Annotated in this window: 11 protein-coding genes; 7 read left to right on the top strand and 4 right to left on the bottom strand. The window is 70.2% G+C overall.

Annotated elements, in window-relative coordinates; all coding sequences use genetic code 11:
- Positions 1 to 34 precede the first annotated feature (34 nt).
- Positions 35 to 694, top strand: coding sequence for a peptidoglycan recognition protein family protein (locus EIZ44_RS19815; protein WP_037809668.1), 660 nt, complete (start codon positions 35 to 37; stop codon positions 692 to 694).
- Positions 695 to 700: 6 nt separating this feature from the next.
- On the opposite strand, the gene EIZ44_RS19810 is transcribed toward EIZ44_RS19815, so the two are convergent.
- Positions 701 to 2,008, bottom strand: coding sequence for a type I glutamate--ammonia ligase (locus EIZ44_RS19810; RefSeq protein ID WP_205673235.1), 1,308 nt, complete (start codon positions 2,006 to 2,008; stop codon positions 701 to 703).
- Positions 2,009 to 2,179: 171 nt separating this feature from the next.
- Here EIZ44_RS19810 and EIZ44_RS19805 point away from each other — a divergent pair, with 171 nt between their 5' ends.
- The 4 genes from EIZ44_RS19805 to lgt all read left to right on the top strand — a co-directional run bounded on the left by EIZ44_RS19805 (position 2,180) and on the right by lgt (position 7,000).
- Positions 2,180 to 3,595: an APC family permease gene (locus EIZ44_RS19805; RefSeq protein ID WP_134730348.1), complete on the top strand. Its 1,416-nt coding sequence runs from the start codon at positions 2,180 to 2,182 to the stop codon at positions 3,593 to 3,595.
- A complete protein-coding gene (locus EIZ44_RS19800; RefSeq protein ID WP_134730346.1) occupies positions 3,592 to 4,728 on the top strand; it encodes an amidohydrolase family protein in 1,137 nt (378 codons plus the stop codon). Before EIZ44_RS19805 ends, EIZ44_RS19800 begins: the two co-directional genes overlap by 4 nt.
- Entirely contained in the window at positions 4,725 to 5,915 is a 1,191-nt protein-coding gene (locus tag EIZ44_RS19795) for a M20 metallopeptidase family protein (RefSeq protein WP_037809673.1), read from the top strand. Before EIZ44_RS19800 ends, EIZ44_RS19795 begins: the two co-directional genes overlap by 4 nt.
- Positions 5,916 to 5,983: 68 nt before the next feature.
- On the top strand, positions 5,984 to 7,000 hold the full coding sequence (gene lgt, locus EIZ44_RS19790) for a prolipoprotein diacylglyceryl transferase (RefSeq protein ID WP_134730344.1): 1,017 nt from the start codon (positions 5,984 to 5,986) through the stop codon (positions 6,998 to 7,000).
- Between the two features lie 67 nt (positions 7,001 to 7,067).
- On the opposite strand, the gene EIZ44_RS19785 is transcribed toward lgt, so the two are convergent.
- From EIZ44_RS19785 to EIZ44_RS19770, 3 genes are read right to left on the bottom strand one after another with little or no spacing between them, the layout of a single operon-like run.
- Positions 7,068 to 7,868, bottom strand: coding sequence for a hypothetical protein (locus tag EIZ44_RS19785; RefSeq protein ID WP_134730342.1), 801 nt, complete (start codon positions 7,866 to 7,868; stop codon positions 7,068 to 7,070).
- A 15-nt stretch (positions 7,869 to 7,883) separates the two neighbouring features.
- Complete coding sequence (locus EIZ44_RS44780) at positions 7,884 to 9,641, bottom strand: hypothetical protein (protein WP_167754210.1); 1,758 nt, start codon at positions 9,639 to 9,641, stop codon at positions 7,884 to 7,886.
- Between the two features lie 41 nt (positions 9,642 to 9,682).
- Positions 9,683 to 10,024: a hypothetical protein gene (locus tag EIZ44_RS19770; protein ID WP_037809678.1), complete on the bottom strand. Its 342-nt coding sequence runs from the start codon at positions 10,022 to 10,024 to the stop codon at positions 9,683 to 9,685.
- Between the two features lie 398 nt (positions 10,025 to 10,422).
- Here EIZ44_RS19770 and gltB point away from each other — a divergent pair, with 398 nt between their 5' ends.
- The gene (gltB, locus tag EIZ44_RS19765; protein ID WP_134730338.1) at positions 10,423 to 14,964 is read left to right on the top strand and encodes a glutamate synthase large subunit; all 4,542 of its coding nucleotides are present in this window, start codon (positions 10,423 to 10,425) and stop codon (positions 14,962 to 14,964) included.
- Entirely contained in the window at positions 14,957 to 16,465 is a 1,509-nt protein-coding gene (locus tag EIZ44_RS19760; protein WP_134730336.1) for a glutamate synthase subunit beta, read from the top strand. The genes gltB and EIZ44_RS19760 overlap by 8 nt, the downstream gene beginning before the upstream one ends.
- The last annotated feature ends 22 nt before the right edge of the window (positions 16,466 to 16,487 follow it).

The following is a 16,487-nucleotide window of genomic DNA, read 5'->3' as shown; positions in this document are numbered from 1 at the left end:
GCATCGTGTACGCCGTCCGCGCACAGTGCGGCGCATGGCTTTCGACATCGGACAAGTTCCCCGGAGGACGTTCCTGCGCGGGGCGGCCGGCGTGAGCGCTGCCGCGGCGGCGGGGCTCGTGCTGCCCGGTCTCGCGGACGCCGCCGACGCGCCGCGCATCTACAGCTGTGCCGAATGGGGTGCGCGCCCGCCCGCGGATCCGCTCACCACGCTCGACCATCCCGCCAACCGCGTGCTCATCCACCACATCGACTGCCCCAACAGCACCGACTACTCGCTCGAGCACGCGTTTCAGGTCGCGCGCGACGACCAAGCTGATCACATCGATAACAACGGCTGGTCCGACACCGGCCAGCACTTCACGGTCTCCCGCGGCGGCTATCGCCTCGAAGGCCGCCACGGCAGCCTGGATGCGTTGCGCAGCGGCAAAAAGATCGTCCGCGCGGCGCATTGCCCTGGCCAGAACGACAACGCGATCGGCATCGAGAACGAGGGCACCTACATGCAGGTCGCCCCGCCGAAGGCACAGTTCGATTCGCTGGTCGTGTTCGTGGCGTACGTATGCCGTCAGTACGGCATCCCGGTGAAGGAAATCAAGGGACACCGCGACTTCTACAACACGGATTGCCCGGGCGACAAGCTGTACGCGATGCTGCCGGAATTGCAGTCCCGGGTGGCGGCCTTGCTTCGTTGAGCGGGTTCAGTGCAGGAAACGCATTGCCCGGCACAATTCCGCGGGCTCCAGCGATCCCAGCTCGGCCACCTCGGCGCGGCGCACGTCCGCCAACGTGGTGGCCAGCTGGGGTCCGAACGCCGTCCGCAGCACCTCGTCGGCCTCGAACGCGTCGACCGCCTCCGACAACGACTTCGGCAACCGGGCGACTCCGGCCGCGGCGGCGTCAGCAGGGGAGAGCGAGCCTGGATCCACGCTGACCGGTTCTGGCAGGCGCGCCTCGGCGTCGATCCCCGCCAGTCCGGCGAAAAGCAGGCCAGCCACCACCAGGTACGGGTTCGCGGTGAGGTCGAAGCACTTGACCTCCAGATTCGCCGCCGTGTCGCGCTGTCCGGCCGCGCCGCGGATCAGCCGCAGCGGTGCTTCGCGGTTTTCCAGTCCCCACGCGGTAAACACGCCTGCCCAGTGGTGCGGTTCCAGCCGCAGATAGCTGACCACCGACGGCGCGCCCACCGCCAGCAACGCGGGCAATCGGCGGAAAATCCCCGCACCGAAGGATTCCGCGGTCGAGGTCAACCCGAACGCGCCGGTCCCGCCCGCGCACAGATTCCGGTCGCCGTCCCAAAGACTCAAATGCACGTGCCCGCCATTGCCGACGCCGCCGGGTTCGAACTTCGGCGTGAACGACGCGCGCAACCCGTGCGCGGCGGTCACCGTCCGCATGGTTTCCCTTGTCAGCACGGCTAAATCGGCTGCCCGCAAGGGATCCGTCGCCGCGATCGACAGTTCGAACTGGCCCGCCGCGTACTCCGGGTGGATCTGCTCCACTGTCACCCCGCAACGCTCCAAAGTGGACACAAGAGCACGCAGGTACTCGTGGTTCGCGCTCAACCGGGAGTATCCGTAAGCCGGTCCGGGCAGCGGGACCCCGTCCGCGTCGGTCGCGATCCACTCCAGTTCGAACGCCATCCGCGCGGTCAGGCCGCGGTCGGCGAGCTGGGCCACGGCGGTCGCGGCGAGCGCGCGGGTGTCCTGCGGGTGCGGCTGTCCGTCCTGGTCGTACCGCCACGCCGGGGCCCACGCCCAGCCGGGTTGGGCGGCGAGGACGGTGAGCGCGTCGAGGTCGGGATGCAGCCGCAGGTCGCCGACCGGTCCGAGGGAGTGCTCGCCGTTCGCGATGCTGTCGGTGCCGAGGAAGAAGTCGAACGAATTGGACGCGCCGACGCCCCACGCCGCGACCGTCGCCAGCCTCGCCACCGGGACGGCTTTGACCCGCGAAATCCCGGAGTTGTCCACGAAACTCAGCGCGACGAGCTCGACGCCCGCTTCCTTCATCCGGCCGGCGGCGGCAGCGCCGAGTTCCGCGAGCCGGTCGCGGTCGAGGTGCGAGGGGGTGGACGGCAAGGCGCGCTCCTTCGATACCGGACGAGGTTCAGCCAGTCGGCGCTGGTTGTCCGCGCCGCCTCGGATGTTCACTGTGTACTCCGCGGGGAAAGGAGCGCATCCGTGTCCGGAGACCGTCCCGAATTGCGGCGCACCCTGTCAGTCTGGCAGGCCGTCGGGTTGTCCGTCGCGCTCATGGCACCCAGCATGGCCGCGAACATCAATCCACAGCAAACAGCCGCGGCCGCCGGACGCGCGGTGCCGCTGGCGTTCCTGCTTTCGGCGGCGGGAGTGCTGCTGGTCGCGTACGGCTTCGTCCAGCTCTGCCGGCACTACCAGCACGCCGGATCGGTCTACGCCTTCGTCGGCGCGACCCTCGGCCCGCGCGCGGGCGTGGTGTCCGGGATCGGGCTTCTCGGCACGTACACCTTCTACGCGGTGGTCACCAGTTCCGCCGCGGGCGTGCTGGGCACGGCGTTCCTGACGCAGGTCGGGATCTGGCCGCATCCGCCGTCGTGGGGGCCGTTCGTGCTGACCGCGGTCGCGCTGGTCGGCAGCTGGCTGCTCGCGGTCGCCCCGGCCCGCCGCGGCACCAGCACGCTGCTCGCCGTCGAGGGCGCGACCATCGCGCTCATTCTGCTGGTCACCGTGGTCATCCTGGTCCGTTTGATCGCGGGCGACGCCCCCAGCGGCCGCTTCACCCTCCAGGTTTTCGTGCCGGACACCGGAATCTCCGGCATTTTCCTCGGCGCGGTGTTCGGTTTCCTGTCGTTCGCCGGTTTCGAGGCCGCCGCGACGCTCGGCGAGGAAACCCGAGACCCGCGTCGCAACATCCCACGCGCGATCCTCGGCACGGCCATCTTCGGCGGCGCCTACTTCGTCCTCGTGACCGCCGTCGAGATGATGGCCTTCGGCGGCAACGCCACCGCGTTCCACGACTCCCCGTCGCTGCTGGGCGACCTGGGCAGCAGCTTCGTCGGCCCGTGGGTCGGCGACGTCATCAGCGCAGGTGCCGCGATCAGCGCGTTCGGCTGCTGCCTAGCCTGCGTGGTCGGCGGCTCGCGCCTGCTGTTCGCCCTCGGCCGCGACGCCTTCGACGGCCGCGGCATCGGCCGGATCTCCGCCAAGGGCATCCCTGCCGTCGCGGTGACCGTGGTCGCACTCGCGGCAGCACTGATCATCTTGGTGTGCGCGGTGTTCTTCGGCGCGACCGCGGACGACACCTTCTCCTGGGCCGGATCCATCGGAACCCTGCTGTTGCTGGTGATCTACCTGCTCACCACAGTCGGCGCGATCCTGCTGTTGTTCGTCCGGCGACGGATGCGCGTGCCGTGGTGGCATCTGGTGTTCCCGATCGGTGCACTGGTGCTGCTCGGCTACACCGTGTATGTCAACGTCGTGCCGTACCCGACCGAGGGCCCGCCGCGATGGTTCCCGGTGGTAGCGGGCGGGGTGCTGGTGCTGGCTGTGGTCGTGGTGGCGTTGGCGCCCGGATTCGCCCGTAGGGTGGGGGAGAGGCTCGCTGAAGGAGAGGCATGACCGATCTGCTGGATTTCGTCGCGGACCTGCCGCTGGTCGATCACCACTGCCACGGCGTGCGCACCGGCGGCGTCGACCGCGACGGGTTCGAGCGGATGCTGACCGAGGCGGACACCGTGTCGCCGCTGGGGACGTCGCTCTTCGATTCGCTCATTGGTCTCGCCGTGCGCGAACGCTGTGCGCCGATCCTCGACCTGCCGAAGCACGCCCCGGCCGACGAGTATCTCGCGCGCCGTGACGAACTGGGCGCGCAAGAAGTCAACCGGCGGTTCCTTCGCAGCACCGGCAGCACGGATTACTTGCTGGACGGCGGTTTCCTCCCCGAATCCCTCACCGCCACGCAAGACTTCGCGGAACTGGCCGACGCCCGCGCGCACGACATCGTCCGGCTCGAACAGGTCGCCGAAGACGTCATCCGGGGCACCAGCGCCACTGGTTTCGCCGAGGACTTCGCTGCCGAACTCGACCGTCGCACCGCCACCACGGTAGGCGTGAAGTCGATCGCGGCGTACCGGGTCGGGCTGGAGCTGTCCGGGGAACGTCCGGCTCCGGCCGAGGTCGAAGCCGCCGCCGGACGCTGGCTGTCCCGGATCGAGGCGGGCGAACCGGTCCGGCTGGCTGACGAGGTGCTGCACCGCCACCTGATCTGGGCCGGTATCGACCGGCGGCTGCCCGTGCAGTTCCACGTCGGCTACGGAGACTCCGACGTCGACCTCCACCGCTGCGATCCCTTGCGGCTCACCGGTTTGCTGCGCGCGACCCGCGACGCGGGCGTCCCGATCCTGCTGCTGCACAACTACCCGTTCCACCGCAACGCCGCCTACCTCGCGCAGGTCTTCGAGCACGTCTTCGTCGACGTAGGCCTCATCACCCACAACGCGGGCTTCCGCGCCCCCGCGATCCTGGCCGAGACGCTGGAACTCGCCCCGTTCGGGAAGCTGCTGTTCTCCACGGACGCGTTCGGCCTGGCCGAGCTGTATCACCTGGGCACCGCGCTGTTCCGGCAAGGACTGTCCGACTTCCTCCGCACCGCCCTCGCCGCCGACGCACTGTCCGAAGTAGACGCCATCCGGCTGGCCCGCCTGGCTGGCCATGAGAACGCGGCCCGGATTTACCGGCTGGAGCGGAAATGAAGGACCTGGTCGAGGCTTGGCGAGCGGCGTTGGCCGAGGAACTGCCCGCTGCGGTCGAGTTGCGCCACCGGATTCACGCCGACCCGCGTGCGTCCGGCGACGAGGACGACACTGCCCGGATCGTGGCTGCCGCGTTAGGTGAAGGCGAGCGCGTGGCGAAGACTGGGCGGCTGATCGAGATCGCCGCACCGCACCCCGGCCCAGCCGTAGCGTTGCGTGCCGAGCTCGACGCGCTCCCGGTAATAGAGCGCACCGGCGTCGAATGGGCCGCGAAAACCGGCCTGATGCACGCCTGCGGCCACGACGTCCACCTCGCCGCCTTGACCGCGGTCTGCCGAGCGGCGCGGCGCGTCGAACTCCCGCGTCCGCTGTACGCGATCCTGCAGCCGCGTGAGGAAACGTCCCCGTCCGGCGCGCTTGACCTGGTCGAATCGGGCATTCTGGAGGAGCGCGGCATCGACACCGTCATCGGCGCGCACGTCCAGCCGCGGCTGCCGTACGGCGTCGTTTCGGCCGCGCCGGGGCCGGTGAACGCGTCCACGGACGAGTTCGAGGTCGTGGTGCACGGCGAAGGCGGGCACGCGGGGTATCCGCATTTGCTGCGCGACCCGGTGCTGGCGCTCAGCCAACTGGTGGTGAGCCTGCAGCAGATCGCGAGCCGCCGGATCGACCCGATGCACGGTGCGGTCTGCACGATCGGCAGGCTCAGCGCGGGCACCGCGGCGAATGTCGTGCCGAATTCGGCGTCCGCGTTCGGATCGCTGCGGCTGATGCGCGCGAGCGACCGCGAACGTGCGCTGGAGGCGCTTGACGAGGTCGTGCACGCCACCGCCCGCGCGTACGGCTGCACTGCCGACCTCCGGATCAGCCCGTGCGAACCGGTCCTGGTCAACGATCCGGCGCTGGCCGCTGCCGCGCGGACCTGGCTCGAACGCGGCGGCGCGGACGTGGACGTGGATTTCCGGTCTTTCGGCGCGGACGATTTCGCGCATTACTGCGGCGACGGCGTCCGCGGCCTGATGCTGTTCGTCGGACTCGGCGAGACCGCGGGCGCGCCCAGCCTGCACGGCGAAACGTTCCTGCCCGAGGACGCGGCGGTCGGCCAGGTCGCGGACGCGCTGCTCGCCGGATACCTGGCCGCGGCCTCGGACCTGGAGTACCCGGAGGCGGCCGTGACCGGGCTGTGACCGGGTCTTGACTAAGGGTTCCGCGGCACCGGGACCACGACCGGGGCCCGACGCGCTACGGTGGCCGCGTGTACTCCGCAGCATTCCTGGCCACGATCCCGAGCCCCGACCAAGGCGTCTGGCACCTGGGCCCGATCCCGATTCGGGCGTACGCGCTCTGCATCATCGCCGGCATCATCGTCGCGATCTGGTGGGGCGAGCGGCGCTGGGAGGCCCGGGGCGGCACCAAGGGCACGGTGCTCGACATCGCGGTGTTCGCGGTGCCGTTCGGCCTGGTCGGCGGCCGGCTCTACCACGTCATCACCGACCCGGAGCTGTACTTCACCGAGGGCAAGAACCCCTGGAACGCCTTCGCCATCTGGGACGGCGGGCTCGGCATCTGGGGCGCGGTCGCGCTCGGCGCCGTCGGCGCGCTGATCGCCTGCCGCCGCCGGGGGATCCCGCTGCCCGCGATGGCCGACGCGATCGCGCCCGGCATCATCGTCGCGCAGGCGATCGGGCGGCTCGGCAACTACTTCAACCAGGAGCTGTACGGCGCGCACACCGACCTGCCGTGGGGCCTGGAGATCTACCAGCGCTTCGACCCGGCCACCGGCGCCCCGGACGCCCTCGGCGGCGTCGCGACCGGGCACATCCCGCTGCCGGAAAGCCCGGTGCACCCGACGTTCCTGTACGAGCTGATCTGGAACCTGCTGATCGCCCTGCTCGTGGTGTGGGCGGACCGCAAGTTCAAGCTCGGCCACGGCCGCGCGTTCGCGCTGTACGTCGCGGGCTACACCGTCGGCCGCGGCTTGATCGAGCTGATGCGCACCGACACCGCCAACCACATCCTCGGCCTGCGGGTCAACGTGTGGACCTCGATCCTGCTGTTCATCGGCGCGATGGCGTACTTCGTCGTCGCGGCCAAACGCGGTCCGCGCGAGGCCCCGGAGACGTTGCGCAGCAAGGGAGACGAGCGGAACGCCGCCGTCGAGCCCGAATCGGGCGACGCGGGGGAGAAGCCGGAACCGGACGAGAAGGCCGCGGAGGACACTGTGGACGCCGGGTCTTCCCCAGCCGAGAACGGCAAGTCCGAGAAGTCTTAGGCGCAGAGCCGAAAAAGAGGTCCCCGCCCGGGTTGGGCGGGGACCTCTTTTTTCGCAGCACCGGGGTTCAGCTGAGGAACGAACCGCCGAAGTAGTCGTCGTCATTGCCGGAGTCCTGACGCCGGGCACGGCGGCCCGACGACGGCGGCGGCTGCGGTGCGGACCGCTTCGGCCGGTCGCCTCGATCCGCGAGCGGATCGGCGAAATCGTCCTCCGGCTCCGGTTCCGGGGCGCGATGCCGAGGCGGAGCGGGCGGTGCTTCCTTCTCCGGAGCCGGCGCCGGGGGCGGGGGCGGCGGAGTCCGGTCGACGAGCGGATTGTCGTTCGAGTACTCCGCGGGCTCCGGCGCGGGCGGAGGCGGGGACTGCGGACGGCCGCTGGTCGCCAGCGGGTCCGCGGCGGAGAACCCGACGGGCTTGTCCGGCGTGTCCGGATACGTCGACCTTCCGGTGTCCGACAACGGGTTCCCGGCGCCGCCGGTGCGCGCTTCGAGGATCTCCTCGGGGCTCTGGCCCTCCTCCAGTTCCTCGAGGATGTCCTTGGCCTCGCTGAGCTTCTCGTCGGCGAGCGCGCGGACCTCGGGGTCGGCGAAGGCCCGGCCCGCGGCGACGTCCTCCCACGAGTATTCGCCCGCGTCGACCTTCCGCTTGATCAGCCGCAGCTGCGCGGGAGCGTCCGGACGCGAGGCGGCCCGCTTGATCGCCTCGATCCGTTCCGGGGTGTCGGTTTTGGGCAGCGGGCGGAGCTTGATCTTCTCCAGGTCCTTCAGCAGCTGCTGGGACTTGCGGACCGTCCGGTCGAGCGCGGCCTCGGCCTCCCGCAGCTCGGGCGTCTTCCACGAATCGTCCGCGGTGACGGGGTAGGACATCTCGGCAGTTCCTCCTTAGTCGATGCGGCCGTGGATCCGGCCGCTCGCCGAGCGCCGGGGCGGATGGGACGGCGGATGGTTCGCGGGCGGGTGGTTCGGCTGGGACGGCGGGTGGCTCGGTTGCTGGGGCGGCTGGTGGTGCTGCTGGTTCTGCGGGGGCTGGTGCTGCGGACCGTCCGGTTCGGACCGCTGGTTCTGCCCGCGCTCGCCGGAACCCTGCGACCGGTCGCCCTCGTCGCCGGAGCGGCGGTCGCCGTTCCCCTCGTCGCCGGACGTGCGGTCGCCTTCGTCGTCTCCGCCTTCGCGCGAGCGCCGGTTTTCCGCGTGCGCCTCGCGCGACTCGTTGACGCCGTCCTTGCCCGCCTGCACGGCGTCCTTGGCGTCCTGGCCGATGCCCTTGGCGTTGTCCTTGATGTCGCCGACGTCGCCGCCGATGTTCTTCGCGATGTCGACGAGATCGCCGATGCTGCCGACGTCCTTGATCTTCTGCAGCTGCGACCCGATGTCCTTGATCGAGTTCCAGATGTCCTGGACCTTCGTGATGATGTCCTGGATCATCTCGATGATCGAGATCAGCGCGTTGATCAGCGGGAGCAGTTCGGACAGCGCGGTGATCGCGTCGGCGATCCAGCCCGCGATCGGGACGCACGCCTCCGCGGCCATCACCAGCAGCCGGTCGATCAGGCTCTTCAGCAGGTCGAGCGCCTTGGCCGCGAGTTTCTGCGACGTTTCCGACAGCAGGTCGAAGCCCTTGGCGATCAGCGACGCGATCCCGGCCTCGGCGGCGAGCCCGGCCCGCCACCCGGCCTGCACGTAGGCCTTGTGCTCCAAGGAAGCCATGCCGTGCCAGGAATCGCTGACGGTCTTCTCGTTGGCGACCATCACCTCGGAGAACGCCTTCATCGCCTCGGAGATGTTGCGCCACGCCTCGGCGTCGGCCGACATCTTCGAGAAGTCGCCGGTGAGCGGTTCGATGAACTGCTGGGTGAGCGTGGTGCCGGTGAACTTCTGGTACACCCACTCGACGGCCATCACCTCGACGCCGGCGTCCTTCACCAGCGCCTGGATGTCCTCGCCGGAGGTGTCTTCCGGCGGCTGCAGCAGTTCGACGATCGAATCGCCGCGGTCGAAGTCGCCGGTGGCGCCGGGAACTCCGCCGGGCTCGCCGCCCGAAGCACCGGTGCCGCCCTCGCCGCCGTTGCCGCCGCCTTCACCGCCCTCGCTGCCGGAACCGCCCTCGTCGCCGCCTTCGCCGCCCCCGTCGCCGCCTTCGCTGCCGGAGCCGCCCTCGTCGCCGCCCCGGCCGCCGCCTTCGTCGCCGCCCTCGTTGCCGCGGTCGCGGCCCCGCTCGTCGCCGCCTTCTCCGCCGCCGTCCCGGCCATCCCGGCCGTCGCCGCCGTCCTGACCGTCGCGGCCATCTCGACCGTCGCGGCCGTCCCGGCCATCACGACCATCCCGGCCGTCGCGACCGTCCCGGCCGTTGCCGTTGCCGGAGTTTCCCCCGGTGCCGCTCGGATGCGTCCCGTCGTCCCCTCCGGACGGACGGCGTCCGTCCGGGCCGGTGCCGGGGTGCTGGTTCCCTCCCGGATGGGTGGGCTGATGGCCGCCCGGAGGCGGCTGGTTGCCGGGATGCGGCTGGTTTCCCGGATGCGGCTGGTTCCCGGGGTGCGGCTGGTTGCCGCCGGGATGGGACGGCGGATGCGTCGTCCCCGATCCCCCGGAGTGGTGGCCGCCGCCGTGGCCGCCGCCATGCCCTCCGCCGTGCCGTGCCATGTCTTTTCCCCCTCGTCAGAACCGTGCGGTGCGGATGCGCATCAGGCCGCGCCGCGGCCGGAGTCGATGCCGTCGAACTGGTCGATGAACTGCTGGAGCAGCTGCGCGGAATTGGCGTCGTGGTGCGCGTAGGCCTGCGCCGCCTGCTTGACCCCGTCCGAAAGCGAGGTCAGCCGCGAGTGGCCGAAGTCGAGCGTTCCGCCGTAGAGGTTCGCGACCAGCTGCACCACTGGCTGCAGCACCACGAACAGGCCGGTGAACCCGGACGTGTCGCACGCGGTGGAGCGCATGTAGTCGTTGATCTTGCTGATCTTCTCGTGGAGGCTGTCGAGCACCTCGGCGTACTGGTTCATCGTCTCGACGTCGACTTCTATGCCGGACATGAAAGAAACCGCCCTCCCCGTGAGCTATTCGGTTGCCGAACACTATGGCAACCGACGATCACCGGGCGTGGGCGGTTCCCCGAAATTTGTGCGATTACCTGGGAAGATCGGGCGAAGGGGACGAAGCGGGCGCATCGACTTCGTCACGTGCCGGGTGCGCGAGGCGGCCCCGGGGCTTATGCTTCGCGGACCGAAGCATCTCAGGACCCATCCGGAACTATGTCGTTCCGCGCTGCCGGATCGTTACCGTTCTTCCCCGTTCGGGGAGCTCCGAGGCGCTGCTGGGGTGTTTCCCAGGTGTTAAAGTCGCGCTAACAAGCGGGCCATCGTCGTCCCGTGCGCTCCCCGCGGCCGGTTCGCCGGCCACCGCACGAAACGACGAAGGAGGTCCCTTTTCCATGATCTTCTCCGCCATCCCCGGCAAGCAGGGTCTGTACGACCCGGACACCGAGCAGGATTCCTGCGGCGTCGCCATGGTCGCCGACGTCCAGGGCCGCCGCACGCACGGCATCGTCACCGACGGTCTCGCCGCGCTCACGAATCTCGACCACCGCGGAGCCGCGGGAGCCGAGCCGACGAGCGGCGACGGCGCCGGGATCCTGCTGCAGCTGCCCGACGAACTGCTGCGCGCCGAGGCGGGTTTCCCGTTGCCTCCCACCGGCGCCTACGCCGCCGGGATCGCTTTCCTGCCCTCCGACGACGAGCAGCGCCGCAAGGCGATCGGGCTCGCCGAACGGATCGCGGCCGAGGAAGGGCTCGCCGTCCTCGGCTGGCGCGAGGTCCCGGTGGACGCCGACGGCGCGGACATCGGCCCCACCGCGCGTTCGGTGATGCCGCGCTTCGCGATGCTGTTCGTGTCGTCCCCGCACGGCGAAACCGGCCTTGAGCTGGACCGGCTGGCCTTCTGCCTGCGCAAGCGCGTCGAGCACGAGAGCCTCGCTTCCGGCTGCGGCACGTACTTCCCGTCGCTGTCCGCGCGCACGATCGTCTACAAAGGCATGCTCACGCCCGAGCAGCTGCCGCGGTTCTTCTCCGATCTGCGCGATTCCCGGCTCGCCAGCGCGATCGCGCTCGTGCACTCCCGGTTCTCCACCAACACTTTCCCGTCGTGGCCGCTCGCGCACCCGTTCCGGTTCGTGGCCCACAACGGCGAGATCAACACGATCCGCGGCAACCGCAACCGGATGCGCGCCCGCGAGGCGCTGCTCGAATCCGATCTGCTGCCGGGCGATCTTTCACGGCTGTACCCGATCTGCTCGGCCGACGCGTCGGACTCGGCGTCCTTCGACGAGGTGCTGGAGCTGCTCCACCTCGCGGGCCGCTCGCTGCCGCACGCGGTGCTGATGATGATCCCGGAGGCGTGGGAGAACCACACCTCGATGGATCCGGAACGGCGCGCTTTCTACCAGTTCCACGCCAGTCTGATGGAGCCGTGGGACGGCCCGGCGTGCGTCACCTTCACCGACGGCACGCTCGTCGGCGCGGTGCTCGACCGCAACGGACTGCGCCCGGCGCGCTGGTGGCGCACCGCCGACGACCGCGTGGTGCTCGCCAGCGAGGCCGGAGTCCTCGACGTGGCACCGGAAAACGTCGTCGCGAAGGGCCGGTTGCAGCCGGGCCGGATGTTCCTCGTGGACACCGCCGCGGGCCGGATCGTGGACGACGAAGAGGTCAAGTCCGCGCTGGCGCGCAAGCAGCAGTACAGCGACTGGCTGCACGCCGGCCTGCTGAAGATCGCCGAGCTGCCCGACCGCGACCACGTCGTGCAGAGCCACGATTCGGTGCTGCGCCGCCAGCTCGCTTTCGGCTACACCGAAGAAGAACTGAAGATCCTGCTCGCGCCGATGGCCGCCAACGGGGCCGAGCCGATCGGGTCGATGGGGTCGGACACCCCGGTCGCGGTGCTCTCCAAGCGCTCCCGGCTGCTGTACGACTATTTCAAGCAGAACTTCGCGCAGGTGACCAACCCGCCGCTGGACGCGATCCGCGAAGAGCTGGTCACGTCGATGAGCCGGATCATGGGGCCGGAGCGCAACCTGCTCGCGCCGGGGCCCGCGTCGTGCCGGCACCTGAACCTGCCGTATCCGGTGATCGACAACGACGAGCTGGCCAAGCTCATCCACATCAACGACGACGGCGATCTGCCCGGTTTCGCCTGCACTGTCCTTTCCGGACTGTACGAAGTGGACGGCGGGGCGGACGCGCTGGCGGCGGCGATCGAACGGGTGCGGCGCGACGCGTCCGAGGCGATCGCGGCGGGCGCGCGCACGCTCGTGCTGTCCGACCGCGATTCCGACCACCGGATGGCGCCGATCCCGTCGCTGCTGCTGGTTTCCGCGGTGCACCACCATCTCGTGCGCACCAAGGAGCGGCTGCGCGTCGCGCTGGTCGTGGAGACCGGCGACGCCCGCGAGGTGCACCACATCGCGCTGCTGCTGGGCTACGGCGCGGCGGCGGTGAACCCGTACCTGGCCTTCGAAACCATCGAAGACATGATCAGCCAGGGCGCGATCACCGGCATCGAGCCGGCGAAGGCGATCCGCAGCTACGTGCAGGCGCTCGTCAAGGGCGTCTTGAAGATCATGTCCAAGATGGGCATTTCGACGGTCGGCGCGTACACCGCGGCGCAGGTCTTCGAATCCCTTGGCCTGAGCCAGGAACTGCTCGACGAGTACTTCACCGGAACGTCGTCGAAGCTCGGCGGCGTCGGGATGGAGGTGCTCGCCGAGGAGGTCGCGGTGCGGCACCGCCGGGCGTACCCGGACAACCCGACCGACCGGGTCCATCGTGGACTCGACACCGGCGGCGAGTACGCGTACCGCCGCGAGGGCGAACTGCACCTGTTCACGCCGGAGACGGTGTTCCTGCTGCAGCACGCGTCGAAGACCGGGCGCGACGAGGTGTACCGCAAGTACACCGACGAGGTGCACCGGCTCTACCGCGAGGGCGGCACGCTGCGCGGGCTGTTCAAGTTCCGCGACGGCGCGCGCGAGCCGATCCCGCTGGACGAGGTCGAACCCGCGTCGGCGATCCTGCGCCGGTTCAACACCGGGGCGATGTCGTACGGCTCGATTTCGGCCGAGGCGCACGAAACCCTCGCCATCGCGATGAACCGCATCGGCGGCCGGTCCAACACCGGCGAGGGCGGCGAAGACCCGGAGCGGCTGTACGACCCGCAGCGGCGCAGCGCGATCAAGCAGGTCGCGTCGGGCCGGTTCGGCGTCACGAGCGAGTACCTCGTCAACGCCGACGACATCCAGATCAAGATGGCGCAGGGCGCGAAGCCGGGCGAAGGCGGGCAGCTGCCGCCGAACAAGGTGTACCCGTGGATCGCCCGCACGCGGCATTCGACGCCGGGCGTCGGGCTGATTTCCCCGCCGCCGCACCACGACATCTACTCCATCGAGGACCTGGCGCAGCTGATCCACGACCTCAAGAACGCCAACGAGCAGGCCCGCATCCACGTGAAGCTGGTGTCCTCGCTGGGCGTCGGCACGGTCGCGGCGGGCGTGTCCAAGGCGCACGCGGACGTCGTGCTCATTTCCGGGCACGACGGCGGTACCGGCGCGTCGCCGATGAACTCGCTCAAGCACGCCGGCACGCCGTGGGAGATCGGGCTCGCCGAAACGCAGCAGACGTTGCTGCTCAACGGTTTGCGCGACCGGATCACGGTCCAGGTCGACGGTGCGATGAAGACCGGCCGCGACGTCGTGATCGCGGCGCTGCTCGGCGCCGAGGAGTACGGCTTCGCGACCGCGCCGCTGGTGGTCGCGGGCTGCATCATGATGCGCGTCTGCCACCTCGACACGTGCCCGGTCGGCGTCGCCACGCAGAGCCCGGAGCTGCGCAAGCGCTACACCGGACAGGCCGACCACGTGGTGCGGTACTTCGAGTTCGTCGCCGAAGAGGTGCGGGAAACCCTGGCACAGCTGGGATTCCGGACGCTCGACGAGGCGATCGGGCACGCCGAGATGCTCGACACCGACGAGGCCGTGCAGCACTGGAAGGCCTCCGGGCTCGACCTCAGCCCGGTCTTCGAGATGCCCGCGGAGACGCCGTACGGCGGTGCGAAGCGGCGCGTGCGCGAGCAGGACCACGGCCTGGCGCACGCACTCGACCGCACGCTCATCCAGCTCGCCGAGGCGGCGCTGGAGGACGCGCATCCGGTGCGCCTGGAACTGCCGGTGCGCAACGTGAACCGCACCGTCGGCACGCTGCTGGGCTCGGAGATCACCCGCCGCTACGGCGGCGAGGGCCTGCCCGAGGGCACGATCCACGTGCGGCTCACCGGTTCGGCCGGGCAGTCGCTCGGCGCGTTCCTGCCGCGCGGCATCACGCTGGAAATGGTCGGCGACGCCAACGACTACGTCGGCAAGGGCCTGTCCGGCGGCCGGATCGTGGTCCGCCCGCATCCGGAAGCGAGCTTCGCCGCCGAACAGCAGACGATCGCGGGCAACACGCTGGCCTACGGCGCGACGTCGGGCGAGCTGTTCCTGCGCGGGCAGGTCGGCGAGCGGTTCTGCGTCCGCAACTCCGGCGCGACGGTCGTGGCCGAGGGCGTGGGCGACCACGCGTTCGAGTACATGACCGGCGGCCGCGCGGTGGTGCTCGGCCCGACCGGGCGGAACCTGGCGGCCGGCATGTCCGGCGGCAGCGCGTACGTGCTCGACCTGGACCCGGCGAAGGTCAACCGGGAGATGGTGGACCTGCTTCCGCCCGCGCCGGAGGATCTGGCCTGGCTCAAGCAGATCGTGCAGCAGCATCACGACCTCACCCGCTCGGCCGTGGCCGCGTCGCTCCTGGGCGACTGGACCCGGCGCGCGGCGGCGTTCACCAAGGTGATGCCGCGCGACTACCAGCGGGTCCTCGATGCGGCGAAGGCAGCGCGCGCTGCCGGCCGCGATGTCGACGAAGCGATCATGGAGGCGGCTCGTGGCTGACCCCACCGGTTTTCTGAAGCACGAACGGCAAGAACCGAAGAAGAAGTCCTATGAGGAACGGCTTTCCTCGTGGGGCGAGGTCTACGCGGACGTCGCGCCCGAAGAGCGCAACGAGCAGGTGCGCACGCAGGCGTCGCGCTGCATGGACTGCGGCATCCCGTTCTGCCACTCCGGCGGTTCCGGCTGTCCGCTGGGCAATCTGATCCCGGAATGGAACGACCTCGTCCGCCGCGGCGACTGGGCGGCGGCCAGCGATCGCTTGCACGCCACCAACAATTTCCCGGAGTTCACCGGGAAGCTGTGCCCCGCGCCGTGCGAGGCGGGCTGCGTGCTGTCGATCTCGCCGCTGTCCGGCGGGCCGGTGGCGATCAAGCGCGTCGAGGAGACGATCGCGGCGCAGTCGTGGGAAGCCGGATACGTGCAGCCGCAGGTCTCCGAGGTGTCCTCGGGCCGCAAGGTGGCCGTCGTCGGCTCCGGCCCGGCCGGGCTCGCCGCGGCGCAGCAGCTGACCCGCGCGGGTCACGAGGTCACCGTGTTCGAACGGGACGACCGGCTCGGCGGCCTGCTGCGGTACGGGATTCCCGAGTTCAAAATGGAGAAGAAGGTCCTGGACCGGCGGCTCGCGCAGCTGCGCAAGGAGGGCACGAAGTTCGTCACCGGCTGCGAGGTCGGCGTCGACCTGTCGGTGGAAGACCTGCGCGCGCAATACGACGCGGTGGTGCTCGCCGTCGGCGCCCTGCGCGGCCGCGACGACCGCACCACGCCGGGCCGTTCGCTGCAGGGCATCCACCTGGCGATGGAACACCTGGTGCCCGCCAACAAGTTCGTGGAGGGCGACGGGCCGTCCCCGGTCGACGCGAACGGCAAGCACGTCGTGATCATCGGCGGCGGCGACACCGGCGCGGACTCCTACGGCACCGCCACCCGGCAGGGCGCGCTGTCGGTGACGCAGCTCGACCAGTACCCGACGCCGCCGGAAATCCGCGACGACGAGCGTTCGCCGTGGCCGACCTGGCCCTACATCCTGCGCACCTACCCCGCGCACGAGGAGGCGGGCGAGCGGAAGTTCGCGGTGGCGGTCAAGCAGTTCGTCGACGACGGCAACGGGCGCGTCAAAGCCGTGGAACTGCAGGAAGTCCGCGTGCAGAAGGACCCGGAAACCGGCCGCCGCGAGGTCATCCCGGTGAACGACGCGGTCGAAACGCTGCCCGCGGACCTGGTCCTGCTGGCGATCGGCTTCGAAGGCGTCGAGGAAATGCCGCTGCTGGAAGGCCTCGACCTGACCCTGACCCGCCGCGGCACCCTGTCGTGCGGCGCGGACTGGCAGACGGAAACCCCCGGGGTCTTCGTCTGCGGCGACGCCCACCGCGGCGCGTCGCTGGTCGTGTGGGCCATCGCGGAAGGCCGCTCGGTGGCGGCCGCGGTGGACACCTTCCTGACCGGCGCTTCGGACCTTCCCGCTCCGGTGCACCCGACCGCATTGCCGCTCGCGGTGGTGTGATCGGTTCGAGCTCGGGCCCCGG

The sequence above is a fragment of the Amycolatopsis nivea genome, assembly GCF_004522235.1.
GTDB lineage: Bacteria > Actinomycetota > Actinomycetes > Mycobacteriales > Pseudonocardiaceae > Amycolatopsis > Amycolatopsis nivea.
This window is presented reverse-complemented; position numbering and strand designations above follow the sequence as displayed.